Annotated in this window: 11 protein-coding genes and 1 pseudogene; 2 read left to right on the top strand and 10 right to left on the bottom strand. The window is 62.8% G+C overall.

Annotated features, from left to right (window positions below; translation table 11 throughout):
• Positions 1–9: 9 nt before the first annotated feature.
• The 6 genes from mhpE to ACLH1I_RS04485 are packed head-to-tail and all read right to left on the bottom strand — an operon-like array spanning position 10 to position 6,276.
• Positions 10–1,026: a 4-hydroxy-2-oxovalerate aldolase gene (mhpE, locus tag ACLH1I_RS04510; protein WP_023318522.1), complete on the bottom strand. Its 1,017-nt coding sequence runs from the start codon at positions 1,024–1,026 to the stop codon at positions 10–12.
• Positions 1,023–1,973 (bottom strand): acetaldehyde dehydrogenase, encoded by a 951-nt coding sequence (gene mhpF / locus ACLH1I_RS04505; RefSeq protein WP_004203053.1) that lies wholly within the window; start codon positions 1,971–1,973, stop codon positions 1,023–1,025. Before mhpF ends, mhpE begins: the two co-directional genes overlap by 4 nt.
• A complete protein-coding gene (gene mhpD / locus ACLH1I_RS04500) occupies positions 1,966–2,772 on the bottom strand; it encodes a 2-keto-4-pentenoate hydratase (protein WP_017901282.1) in 807 nt (268 codons plus the stop codon). Before mhpD ends, mhpF begins: the two co-directional genes overlap by 8 nt.
• Before the next feature lie 9 nt (positions 2,773–2,781).
• The gene (mhpC, locus tag ACLH1I_RS04495) at positions 2,782–3,648 is read right to left on the bottom strand and encodes a 2-hydroxy-6-oxonona-2,4-dienedioate hydrolase (protein WP_017901283.1); all 867 of its coding nucleotides are present in this window, start codon (positions 3,646–3,648) and stop codon (positions 2,782–2,784) included.
• A gap of 17 nt (positions 3,649–3,665) precedes the next feature.
• Positions 3,666–4,610 (bottom strand): 2,3-dihydroxyphenylpropionate/2,3-dihydroxicinnamic acid 1,2-dioxygenase, encoded by a 945-nt coding sequence (gene mhpB, locus ACLH1I_RS04490; protein WP_198079693.1) that lies wholly within the window; start codon positions 4,608–4,610, stop codon positions 3,666–3,668.
• A 1-nt stretch (position 4,611) separates the two neighbouring features.
• The gene (locus ACLH1I_RS04485; protein WP_151385437.1) at positions 4,612–6,276 is read right to left on the bottom strand and encodes a bifunctional 3-(3-hydroxy-phenyl)propionate/3-hydroxycinnamic acid hydroxylase; all 1,665 of its coding nucleotides are present in this window, start codon (positions 6,274–6,276) and stop codon (positions 4,612–4,614) included.
• 177 nt (positions 6,277–6,453) lie between these two features.
• Between ACLH1I_RS04485 and ACLH1I_RS04480 the strand changes: the two genes are divergently transcribed.
• Complete coding sequence (locus ACLH1I_RS04480; RefSeq protein WP_023318526.1) at positions 6,454–7,266, top strand: DNA-binding transcriptional regulator; 813 nt, start codon at positions 6,454–6,456, stop codon at positions 7,264–7,266.
• Positions 7,267–7,353: 87 nt separating this feature from the next.
• On the opposite strand, the gene ACLH1I_RS04475 is transcribed toward ACLH1I_RS04480, so the two are convergent.
• From ACLH1I_RS04475 to ACLH1I_RS04465, 3 genes and pseudogenes are all read right to left on the bottom strand, one after another.
• A complete protein-coding gene (locus ACLH1I_RS04475; RefSeq protein WP_151385436.1) occupies positions 7,354–8,190 on the bottom strand; it encodes a shikimate dehydrogenase family protein in 837 nt (278 codons plus the stop codon).
• Between the two features lie 15 nt (positions 8,191–8,205).
• Positions 8,206–9,527, bottom strand: a pseudogene (locus ACLH1I_RS04470) (MFS transporter).
• 71 nt (positions 9,528–9,598) lie between these two features.
• Positions 9,599–11,452 carry a bifunctional sugar phosphate isomerase/epimerase/4-hydroxyphenylpyruvate dioxygenase family protein gene (locus tag ACLH1I_RS04465; protein WP_198079691.1) on the bottom strand — a complete coding sequence of 618 codons (1,854 nt, stop codon included), beginning with the start codon at positions 11,450–11,452 and terminating at the stop codon, positions 9,599–9,601.
• Positions 11,453–11,578: 126 nt separating this feature from the next.
• Here ACLH1I_RS04465 and ACLH1I_RS04460 point away from each other — a divergent pair, with 126 nt between their 5' ends.
• Positions 11,579–12,217, top strand: a complete 639-nt coding sequence (locus tag ACLH1I_RS04460) for a TetR/AcrR family transcriptional regulator (protein WP_004203071.1) — start codon at positions 11,579–11,581, stop codon at positions 12,215–12,217.
• Between the two features lie 17 nt (positions 12,218–12,234).
• On the opposite strand, the gene fumD is transcribed toward ACLH1I_RS04460, so the two are convergent.
• The gene (fumD, locus tag ACLH1I_RS04455) at positions 12,235–12,447 is read right to left on the bottom strand and encodes a fumarate hydratase FumD (protein ID WP_004203074.1); all 213 of its coding nucleotides are present in this window, start codon (positions 12,445–12,447) and stop codon (positions 12,235–12,237) included.
• Positions 12,448–12,533: the final 86 nt, after the last annotated feature.

Below are 12,533 nucleotides of genomic sequence, written 5' to 3'. Positions count from 1 at the left end.
CGCGCGTTGTTATTTTTGGCGGTTAAGCAGATCCAGCGCGACGTCGACGATCATATCCTCCTGGCCGCCGACCATCCGCCGTTTGCCCAGCTCGACGAGAATATCCACCGCGCTGAGGCCATAGCGCGCCGCCGCCGCTTCGCTGTGGCGCAGGAAGCTGGAGTAGACCCCGGCGTAGCCCAGCGCCAGCGTTTCGCGGTCGACGCGCACCGGGCGGTCCTGCAGCGGCCGCACCAGCTCGTCGGCGGCGTTCATCAGCGCATAGAGATCGGTGCCATGTTGCCATCCGAGCTTGTCGGCGGCGGCAATAAACACCTCCAGCGGCGCATTGCCCGCCCCCGCCCCCATCCCGGCCAGGCTAGCGTCTATGCGATCGCAGCCCTCTTCCACCGCGGCGATAGAGTTGGCCACCCCGAGGCTCAGGTTATGGTGGGCATGCATCCCGGTGGCGGTCTCCGGCTTCAGCACCGCCTTCAGCGCGCGGAAGCGGTCGCGAATGTCGTTCATGTTCATTGCCCCGCCGGAATCCACCACGTAGATGCAGGTCGCCCCATAGGATTCCATCTTCAGCGCCTGCTGCGCCAGCGCCTGCGGGGAGATCATATGGCTCATCATCAGAAAACCGACGGTGTCCATCCCCAGCTCGCGGGCAAAGGCAATATGCTGCGCCGCGACGTCCGCTTCGCTGCAGTGGGTGGCGACTCGCACCACCCGCGCCCCGGCCTGATACGCGGCTTTCAGGTCGTGCAGCGTGCCGATGCCCGGCAGCAGCAAGGTGGCGATTTTCGCCTGGCTGACCACCGCCGCCGCCGCTTCAATCCAGGCGATATCACTGTGGGCGCCAAAGCCGTAGTTGAAGCTGGATCCCTGCAGCCCATCGCCGTGGGCCACTTCGATGGAGTCCACCCCCGCCTTATCCAGCGCGCCGGCAATCTGCTGCACCTGCGCCAGGGAATACTGGTGACGAATAGCGTGCATACCATCGCGCAGCGTCACATCCGAAATGTAGAGTTTTTTACCGTTCATGCTGTCGCTCCCGCCGCGCTATTCATTGCCCCGGCCATTTGCTCCGCCGTCGCCAGCGCCGCCGAGGTCATAATATCGAGGTTGCCGGCGTACGCCGGCAGATAGTGCGCCGCCCCTTCCACTTCGAGGTAAACCGCGGTTTTCAGGCCGGAAAAACGGCCCACGCCGGGGAGGTTGACCGGATTATCCTCGGGGATAACCTCAAACTGCACCTGCTGCTTCAGCCGGTAGCCAGGCACGTAAGCCTGCACCGCCGCCGCCATCTCGGCGATCGAGGCGGCAATCGCCTCCTGGGACGCCATCTCGCTCAGCACATACACGGTATCGCGCATCATTAGCGGCGGCTCCGCCGGGTTGAGCACGATAATCGCCTTGCCCTTGCCCGCGCCGCCGACTTTTTCAATCGCCTGCGAGGTGGTTTCGGTGAATTCGTCGATATTCGCCCGCGTGCCCGGCCCGGCGGATTGACTGGCGATGGAGGCCACGATCTCTGCATAATGCACTTTCGCCACCCGCGAAACCGCGGCGACCATCGGGATGGTCGCCTGGCCGCCGCAGGTCACCATATTGACGTTGCCCTGGTGGAGGTTGGCCGCGAGGTTGACCACCGGCACGCAGTATGGGCCAATCGCCGCCGGCGTCAGGTCGATGACGCGGATCCCCGGCTTCGCTTCGCGCAGCGCGGCATCGTTTTTGACGTGCGCCCCGGCGCTGGTGGCGTCGAAGACGAAGTCGATATCGGCAAACTCCGCCATCTGCATCAGGCCGCCCACCCCTTCGTGGGTGGTCGCTACCCCCATGCGCCGGGCGCGGGCCAGACCATCCGACTGCGGGTCGATGCCGACCATCACCGCCATTTCAAGATGCTGGCCGTGGCGCAGAATTTTAATCATTAAATCGGTGCCGATATTTCCGGAGCCGATAATGGCGACTTTACGTTTACGCATCACGATGTCCTTCTCCGGCGGCGACGAAGCGTGCCGCGACTGAGCCAATACCTTCAATATGGGCGACAAAGCTGTCCCCCTCGTTAATCGCCACCATTGGGCCTAGCGCCCCGGTGAGCACGATATCCCCCGCCTGCAACGGTTCGCCGAGGCTGGCCATCTTGCGCGCCAGCCAGACCGCGGCGTTCAGCGGATGCCCCAGGCACTCGCTGCCCCGGCCGCTGGAGACCAGCTCCTGGTTGCGGGTCATCCGCATGGCGCACTGCTTCAGATCCAGCCCCGCCGGGCGCTGCGCCGGGCCGCCGATGACGTACAGGCCGCAGGAGGCGTTATCGGCGACGGTGTCGACAAAGCCGATTGACCAGTCGCGAATGCGGCTGCCCACCACCTCCAGCGCCGGCAGCACCCATTCGATGGCGTTATACAGTTCATCAAAAGTGGTATCGGCATGGGGCAGATCATGTTTCAGCACCAGGGCGATCTCGGCCTCCACCTTCGGCTGCAGCACGCGGCCAAACGGCACGTCGGCGTTGTCGCCGTAGCACATGTCGGCAAACAGGGTGCCGAAATCCGGCTGGTTGACCCCCAGTTGCTGCTGCACTTTGGGATGGGTCAGGCCTACCTTGCGGCCCACTACCCGCCGGCCATGGGCCACGTGGTGCTGAACGTTCAGACGCTGGATGGCGTAGGCGGCGTCGGCGTTGTCGACGCCGAGGATATCGCGCAGCGGGGCGATCGCCTGGCCGGTCCGTTCGGCGTCGCGCAGCTGCTGCGCCAGCGCGTCAAGAGAAAAAGTCATCATTACTCCTTAGGCTCGTGCGAGGAAATTGAGCACCAGCTGATTAAAACTGTCGGCATGTTCCCACTGCGCCCAGTGGCCGCAGTCGCGGTAAATATGCAGCTCAGAGCCGGCGATCCCGGCGAGCAGGCGCAGCCCGGCGTCCATCGGCACGAAGCGGTCGTTGCGTCCCCAGACGATCAGAGTTGGCGCAGCGATCTCGCCGAGCCGCGGGCCAAAGTCAGGGAACTGCTTCGGGTTGGCTTCGAGGCTCTTGACGAAGTTGTCCAGATGGTCGCGGCGCGACAGCATATTGTTTAGCCGCGCCTCGAACAGCGCGTCAGTGAGGTCGCGGGTGTCAAAGACGAAAATGCTCATCATCTTCTTCAGGTTTTCAATGGTCGGCTCGCGGTACAGGGCGTTCAGCAGCTTGATGCCCTCCGTCGGCATCGGCGTGAACAGGCTCATGCCGCCGGTCCCCCCGCCCATCAGCACCAGCTTATCCACCCGCTCCGGCCAGCTCAGGGTGAAGGCCACTGCGCTGTGGCCGCCCATCGAGTTGCCCAGCAGATGGACTTTATCGATCCCCAGCTGATCGACCACGCTTTTCAAAATGCGGGCGTTGAGATCCGAACGCGAGCCGCTGTTGATGATCGAATCGCTCTTCCCCCACCCCGGACAGTCGAGGAGCAGCACGCGATAGCCCGCCTCGACCAGCGGGTCAATATTGCGGCTGAAGTTGGCCCAGCCGGTAGCCCCCGGCCCGGAGCCGTGGAGCATCACCACGGTCTCTTTCCCGTCGCCGCAGTCATTGATATGGATACGCAGCGTGCGGCCCCCTTCGTCGACGTTGAGGAATCGGCTGGTGGCGGCTTCGGTTTGCGGTTGATAGCTCATGTTAGTCTCCCGGTTAATCAAATCTCGGTGGTGGCGCTCAGCGAGCCGAATCCGGCGATCCACTCGGGGATCGGCCGGTAATAGCGGCCTTCGCTACGCCAGCGGCCAAAAGCGGATAGCGCGGCAAAGGCGGCCACCCAGGTCTTAATTTCGTGCGTCGATTTGCCGGCCATCGCCGACAGCTCGTCGTTGCCGATCGCGTCCAGTTCGCTCAGCCGCCCCTGCTCCAGCAGGCTCATAAAGCGGTTGTCCCACACCGGATTGAGGGGATGGAGCGAGCGCGGGTCCTCGGTAAACCGGCGGGCAGCGCTGATCACCCGCTGCTGGCGCAGCTCGCGTTCGTCCGGCGGCAGCTGTTTGCCGCTGCCGAGCAGGCGGTGGCGCAGATGGGCGTCGGCCTTCGCCAGCTCCGGCACCGGCGGCTGGTGCGACAGCCCGCCAGATCCGAGGATCAGCACCCGCTTATTGAGGGTGTTGAGGAAGCGGCCCATCGCCTCGCCAAGCTGCCGGGTGCGTTGAAAACCCGGTAGCGGCGCGGCGACGCCGTTAATAAACACCGGCAGCACCGGCAGGCGATCCAGCCCACCCAGCAAAAACTCCAGCGGCTGGGCGAAGCCATGGTCCACCTGCATGTTGTACGACACCGCCAGGTCGATACCGCTGTTGAGCACGGCGTGAGCGCAGGCTTCTGCCAGCTCGGTGGGCACCGGCAGGTCGCCGGCGGCGCTGGCGAAGTCGCCGATGGCGGTGGCGCCGATGCCGAGGCAGAACGGCGGCATCACGTCATAGAAAAAACCGTTGTAGTGATCGGGGGCGAAGAGCACCACCAGTTCGGGATCGAATTCAGCGATCCACCGCCGGGCGTCGGCAATCACCCCGTTGACCTCATCAAGGACCGCCTGTTCAGGGTCAACGAATCCCACCAGCGGGGTGTGCGACAGACAGTGCAGATAGGCATGCATATCAGGCCACCTTCTCTTCAGCGTGGGCGGTATCCCCGGCTGCGAGGGTCATTTTTTCCGCCAGGGCGGTCAGCTGCGCGCCGAGGGTTTGCGGGATAGCGAGGGCGGCGACAAAGCGGTCCGGCCTGACCACGGCGATGGCGGTATGATGTTGCGCAAACCAGCTCTTCAGTCGGTTTTGCTTATCCCCCACCCGCAGCGTGCCCGGAGCGTTATCCTGCTCGCGGTGGATCTGCACCTCCGGCACCACCTGAATAAAGCGCACCCCTATCGCGCGCCAGCGAGCGATCTGCCCGGCGTCGAGCCCCCACTGCGGGTTGCAGCCCCAGCCGATAATGGCGAAATTCGCCCCGATAACCTCGTCGAGCAGGAGGCTCTCGCCATTCTCCAGCGTCACCTGCGGTTGAATAAACATTTTGCCCACCGGCGAAGATTTATCTGCGCCATCGGTCAGCAGCGCCCCGTCGCGATACTGCGGCATCGGCTTAAAGCGCATTTCGAGGAAGTAACGTTTCACCGGCGGCAGGTAGTTCAGCAGCCACGAGAGGCCATCGCGCACGGCCCCCTGCCAGCGCTTCGGCGGCGCCAGCACGTGGCCGGCGGTCACCGACAGGTCAATCATCGCCTTCGCGTGGTCGCGACGCTCCTGCTGGTAGCTGTCAAGCAGCGCCTCTCCCGCTTTGCCGTTGACCACCAGCGCCAGCTTCCACGCCAGGTTGAAGGCGTCGCGCATGCCACTGTTGTATCCCTGGCCCTGCCAGACCGGCATGATGTGCGCGGCGTCGCCGGCCAGCAGCACCCGGTCAATGCGAAAGCGCTCGGCAAGGCGCGCGTTATGGGTGTAGACCCGCTGGCGGATCAGTTCGACGCGATCCGGGTCCGGTAGCACTTTGCTCAGCAGGCGGCGCATATTGTGCGGCTCGCTGAGCTGGGCTTCGGTTTCCCCGGGCATCACCATAAATTCAAAGCGGCGCACGCCGTGTGGCAGCGCAGCGGAAACATAGGGCCGCACCGGGTCGCAGCACAGATAGACGTGCGGGGTGGCCAGCGGGTCGTTGGCAATATCGATGACGATCCACTGATTCGGCGCGGTCTTGCCTTCAAAGGGGACGTTTAGCGTACGGCGAATAAAGCTGGCGCCGCCGTCGCAGGCCACCAGCCAGTCCGCGCGCACCGTCTCCCGCTCGCCGTCCGGCCCTTTGATATTTAACGTGACACTGTCACTGTTCTGACTAAAGGCTTCCACCTCGCGGGAGAAGAGGCAACGGACCTGTGGGAAACGCTGCAGGCCGTGATACATCACCGCATCCACCTGCGGCTGGATAAAGGCGTTGCGCCGCGACCAGCCAAACTCATCGGTCATCGGCTGGATGTCGGCAAAGCAGCGGCCCTTCGGGGTCAGAAAGCGCATGGCGTGCCACGGCGTGGTGTGCGGCAGCACGTCATCCACCAGCCCCACCGCCTGCATCGCCCGCAGCGATTCATCGTCAATACCGATGGCCCGCGGGTAATCGATCAGTTTGTCGAGCTTTTCCACCAGCAGCACGCTGATGCCCATCTGGCCAAGGTAGTTGGCCATCATCAGGCCTACCGGACCGGCGCCGGCGATGGCGACCTGGGCGGTATGCTGCACGGCGGGTTGAATATCGGGTGTAGATGTTGTCATTCTCAGCGACCTCACGACTCGGAAACGGCCAGACCGGCAGGCCATTTGTTAATCATGTGTAAACGTATTTTTATAATGGGCTGAGTATAGGACGGGGGTTTTCGGCTACAATCAAAACATCATCGAATGTGCACCAGGTGCACAGCGCTGTTTATAAAGCGTTTTCAGGAGGGTTTGATGCATGACGATGGGTCCACAGCGTACAAAACGGTGCGCGGATTAAGCAGGGGTTTATTGTTATTAAAATTGTTAAATAAATTCGACGGCGGCGCGACGCCTGGCCTGCTGGCGGAGTTTAGCGGCCTGCATCGCACCACCGTGCGCCGGCTGCTGGAGACGCTGCAGGAGGAGGGTTTTGTCCGCCGCAGCCGCTCCGATGACAGCTTTCGTCTGACCATTAACGTCCGCCAGCTGAGCGACGGATTTCGTGACGAACATTGGATTTCTGCCCTCGCCACGCCGCTGCTCGGCGAGCTGCTGCGCGAAGTACAGTGGCCGACGGACATCACCACCCTCGACGTCGACGCCATGGTGGTGCGCGAAACCACCCACCGTTTCAGTCGGCTGTCGTTTCACCGGGCGATGGTCGGACGGCGACTGCCGCTGCTGCTCACCGCCTCCGGTCTGACGTGGCTGGCCTTTGCTCCCGACGCGGAGCGCGACGCCATTCTCAGCATGCTGGCCGCCCGTCCGGAAGCGGAGTATCAGCTGGCCCGTGAGCCGGAGCGGTTGGCGGCGATCCTCGCCCGCACCCGCCAGAACGGCTATGGAGAAAACTTCCGCGGCTGGCGGCAGGAGGAGAAAATCGCCTCTATCGCCGTGCCGGTCTGCAGCCAGCAGCGGGTCATCGGCTGCCTCAACCTGGTCTATATCGCCAGCGCCATGACCATTGAGCAGGCGGCGCAAAAGCATCTCTCTACGCTGCAGAGGGTGGCGGGCCAGATAGAGGCGCGCATGGAGGATCAAGAAGTGTGGTACGAAATGCCCTGAACGTCCGCTGGCATGTGAGAAACCGCCTGCAGATAACGTGATGATAAACCCGGCCACACTGCGCGGTGCGGCCGGATGGGCGTCGCGTCAGTAGCGAATTTCCGCCAGCGCCCGCAGCTGTTCGGGGGTGGCTACCGGCAGGTCGAAAAAGCGCAGATAGGCGGGGATCATTTCAAACAGCATGTCGGTCCCGCGCTGGATGGGGCACTGTCGCGCCTGGGCGGCCCTCAGCAGCGGGGTATACTCCTGGGTCATCACCACCTCCCCCACCCAGGTGCCAGGCGCCAGACGGTCCACGTCCAGCGGCAGCGGATCGCTGACCTTCATCCCCAGCGGCGTGGCGTTAACCACCAGCTCGTGTCCGGCCGGATCGCGCTGCATCAGGGTGATATCGAGCTGCGGATAGTGCTGATGCAGCCGTCCGGCGAGAGCGTGCGCCACCTCCGGTCGGGTATCGTACAGGGTCAGAGCGCTAACCCCTGCCGCCGCGAGAGAGGCGGCGATAGCCGACCCCACTCCGCCGTTGCCGACCACCAGCGCCCGCGTCCCCTCAGGATGAAATCCTTTGCGGCGCAGGCCCAGCACAAAGCCGTCGCCATCGAACATGTCCCCGGAGAGGCTGCCGTCCGCCTCGCGACGGATGGCGTTACAGGCGCCGGCGATAGCCGCCGTCGGGCTCAGGCGCCGCACCAGCTCGCAGGTGGCGATTTTATGCGGCATCGTCACCAGCGCGCCGATGATATTGGTCATCGTAAACAGCGGCGGAATAAACGCGGCATAGTCCTCCGGTTTGACCCCCATCGGCACCACCTTCACGTCCACCTGCTGGTCGACAAACCACGGGTTGTAGATCATCGGCGCCTTAAAACTGGCGGTCGGATAGCCAAGATGCGCTATCAGCCGCGTATTCCCACTAATCACCATGCCTTGCTCCTTTGTTTACTGCGATAACTCGATACGTTTGACGTCGCCGAGGATAAACAGATAGGCCACCACACCCAGCAGCGCGGCGCCGCCGATGTAGATCAACGCGTAGAAGAAATTGCCGAACCCGGCGACGATAAAGCCGATCACCAGCGGGGTGAGGATCCCCGCGAGGTTGGCGCAAAAGTTGAACAGGCCACCGGTAAGTCCGCCCAGCCCCTTCGGGGCGATGTCGGAGATCAGCGTCCAGCCGAGGCCCACCATCCCTGGCCAAAAAAGGCAAACGACATCACCAGGATCACCGCCAGGTCACTCTGCAGCCAGTTGGCGGAGATGATACAGCTGGCCATCAGCAGGCCAGCGACGATCGGCAGCTTACGCCCCAGGTTGGCCGACCCGGTGGCTTTGAGCAGCTTGTCGGAGATCCAGCCGCCAAACATCACCCCACCGGCGGCGGCGACAAACGGCAGGATGGAAAAGAAACCAACCTTCAGCCACGGCATATGGCGTTCGGTGGCCAGCCAGGTCGGGAACCAGGTGAGAAAGAACACCAGCACGGTATTGCCGGCAAACTGACCGATGCTGGCGCCGATGATCTGGCGTTTGCTCAGCAGCTGGCGGACCAGCGGCCAGCTGAACGCCACCTGCTGGTCCGTCGGGGCGCTCAGGCCGCCGCCGTTTTCGATATGCTCACGCTCCTGCTGGCTGAGACGAGGATCTTCATGCGGTTCGCGGTAGCAGCGCCACCACACCAGGGCAAACAGAATGCCAACCGCGCCGACGCTGACGAACAGCACCCGCCAGCCGAAGCCATCCATGATCCAGAACAGCAGCGGGGCAAAGCAGGCCAGCCCAAGATACTCCCCCACGGTGTACACCGCCGTGGCCTTCGCGCGCTCCTGCTGCGGGAACCAGGCGCTGACCACCCGGCTATTGACCGGAAAGCACGGCGCTTCGCTGACGCCAAGCCCGAAACGGCACAGCAGCAGCGTTTTCAGCCCCACCGCCATGCCGTGGAACAGGGTAAACAGCGACCACAGGGTCAGCGACAGAAAATAGGTGACTTTGTTGCCAAAGCGGTCAAGAAACAGCCCGCCGGGGATTTGCGCCAGGGCGTAGGTCCAGGCGAAAGCGGAGAAAAGTATCCCCATGATCGCTGGATCGATCCCCAGCTCAGCGGTGAGCTTTGGGGCGGCGATCCCCAGCACGGTGCGGTCGAGGTAGTTGATCATGGTGCCGATGGCCAGCAGCGCAAGAATGCCGATGCGCCGCCGGGAGCGGCGCGCGGTGACGGCCGGCTGGGCGGCAGCCGTCGGGTTAGGGCTATATGAGCTCATAGTCAGTTCCTGTCTCGGGTACAGAGGGTGTTGTTATTGTGTTTCAGGCATAATGAACCATTTGATTCAGGCTAACAATACTGCATCGCCGCCAGGCGGACGGCCGCATTCGCCGCGCCATAGAGCGCGTAGCCTGCCCGTCGTTCGGTTAATTCAAAGAAGAAGCGCCCGGCGGTGAAGGGCCGGGTATACAGGTGCAGGAACGCCCCGCCCTGCGGATCGCGGTCGTAGAGAAGCTGCCGCCGCTGGAGCTGCCCGACGTCCAACTCGCCGCCAAAACGCGCCAGCAGATCGTCATAGTAATTGGCCGGGATCGGCAGCGCATGGCCGGCAACCGCGGCGAGCTGGTCGCAGGTGGCCGGCAGATCGCGGCAGGCAAAGGCGGCATGCTGCAGCCCTGCCCCCTGGTAGCAGGCGACCGATCGGGCGATCTGCGTCGCCCGGCTCTGGGAGATATTCAGCGCCAGGCGGATATCGCCCTGCGGGCTGCGCACTGCCAGACTGCGCACCAGTCCATAGGGGTCCGGCAGCGTCTGCTCATGTTCAAGGGTAAAGCCAAACACCGCGCGGAAGAACATCACCCAGTTGTCGCGGCTGTCTGCCTCCATCCCCAGCGCCAGATGGTCGATACCGAGGTAATCTTCGCGCACCGTCAAACCGTCGCGCAGGAGAAAATCGCGCTCGTAGATCGCCTCTCCGGCGTCGATCAGATAGACCAGGCTGCCGTCAGGGGCGCAGATCGCCGGGATCGGCGTCTCGTTCGGCCCGGCGTCGCCCTGCCAGGTGGCATACCCCAGCGCGCGGGCGCGAGCGACAATCGGCGCACTGCTGTCGACCCGCAACGCCATCGCACAGAGCGATACCCCATGGCGTTGATAAAAGTGATCGGCCCAGCTGTGGGGCTGATGGTTAATCACGATCCGCGCCCCGCCGTTGCGCCACAGCGTGACCTGTTTGGAGCGGTGGCTTCCCTCGTGCTGAAAACCCAAAGCCTGCAGATGCTGCCCCAGGCGCTGCGCCTCGGCGACGCTGGCGGCGAATTCAATAAACTCCAGCCCGTGATAGTTCGGCAACGGCGGCGGTGAAAACAGATCGGCATCGCACGCCGGGAGCCGGCGTCGAGTCTGCTCCTCCAGCCACAGCAGCGAACGATAACCATCTTTGGCCGTCGCGCCGTTTGGCGAGGCGCGAAAACCGTCATTAAAGATCTCCAGCGACCAGGGGCCGCGATAGCCGCAGCGGGTGATCTGCTCGGCAAACGCCTCCAGCGGCAGCTCCCCCTGCCCGGGGAAGCAGCGGAAATGGCGACTCCACTCCAGAAGATCCATTTTCATATACGGCGCATCGGCGAGCTGAACGAAGGTGATTTTCTCCACCGGCACCGATGGCAGCGCGTCGAGGGTGTCGCCCCGGGCCAGGATATGGAAGCTGTCGAGCACCAGGCCCAGCGCCGGGCTGTCCACCTGCTGCACCCGCTCCCAGGCCTGCTGCCAGCGGTTCACATGGGTTCCCCAAGCCAGCGCCTCATAGCCGATTACGATCCCCTCCTCTTCCGCCAGCGTGGCCAGCGCCCGCAGGTCCGCCACCTGCAGTTCGCTATCCGCCGAGCAGTCCGGCTGCACATTGCTGCACAGCAGCAGCGTGTCGCAGCCCAGCTCGCGCATCAGCGCAAATTTGCGTCTGGCGCGGGTCATATTGGCCGCAAACTGCGCCCGGCTGGCGCCTTCAAAATCGCGAAAGGGTTGAAAAAGCGTGATTTTTAACCCTAAATCGGCGGCCAGCTGGCGGATTTCCGCCGGCGTCCCCGTATAATAGAGCAGATCGTTCTCGAAAATTTCCACACCCTGATAGCCCGCCGCCGCAATAGCGTGCAGCTTCTCTGGCAGGGTGCCGGAAATCGAAACGGTGGCGATAGAGCGCAGCATAAGGTCCTCGGGTCAATAGCTGACGTGAGTCTTGAATATGTATCATTTGGTTCATTTGCGCCATATCAGGTTGCTAAATTGTGATCATTATGTGTATTTTTTGTCACCCAAGAAAAAGGAGTTGCCATGACCGCCGTTGCTCATGATGAAGCACAATCTCTGAAGGAGCGGATCTTCAGCGCCGCTATCGCCGTCTTTGCCGAACACGGGCTATCAGGCGCCCGCATGGAGCAGATCGCCACCGAGGCGCAGACCACCAAGCGCATGGTGGTCTACTACTTCAAAAGCAAAGAGCAGCTCTATCAGGAGGTGCTGCAGCATGTATATGCGCGGATCCGCGAAACCGAGCAGCAGTTGGGGCTGGAGAATGTGCCGCCGGTAGAGGCGCTGGTGCGGCTGGTGCGCTGGAGCGTGCGCTATCACGCCACCCATGCGGACTATATGCGGGTGATTTGCATGGAGAACATGCAGCGCGGCAAGTGGCTGAAGACCTCAGGGGATCTGAAGCCGCTGAATCGAACCGCCCTGTCGATTCTGGAAGACATTTTGCAACGCGGCCAACAGCAGGGCGTCTTTCAGGCGGGGCTGGAAGCGCGCGATGTTCACCGGTTGATCAGCAGCTTCAGCTTTTATCAGGTGTCGAATTTCTACACCTTCAGCAGTCTGTACCTTGACGATCCGCTGCCCGCCATTGACGATGAAGCGATGGTGGCCCACCACTGCGACATTGCCGTCCGGGCGGTAGTCCGCTTTGTGATTTCCTGACCCGCCGGCGAAAGGCGTCAGTGTCCGGAGAGGGCATGAATGACCTTCGCCATCGCCTCTTCGGTGAGCGGTGAACGCTGGATTTTGCTGTTCGCCAGCGAGGTGCGCAACACGCCGGCGATGACAATGTGTTTCGGCTCCTGACCAAGGTCACGCATCTCCAGCACCACTTTGCCCACCACGCGGCACATTTCCTGGTACAGCTCGTCGTCTTTCGCTTTATTTCCCATTGAGTCTGGCTCGCATTTTCTCATTATCAATCAAATCATTATTGATAGATTTTTCCGGCAACGCAAATCATCCCACCGTTAACGGC

The sequence above is a fragment of the Klebsiella sp. 1SOBk10mer genome (assembly GCF_046602535.1).
Classification (GTDB): domain Bacteria; phylum Pseudomonadota; class Gammaproteobacteria; order Enterobacterales; family Enterobacteriaceae; genus Klebsiella; species Klebsiella quasipneumoniae.
Note: the sequence above shows the minus strand (reverse complement) of the source record. Positions and strands in the feature narration are given on the sequence as shown.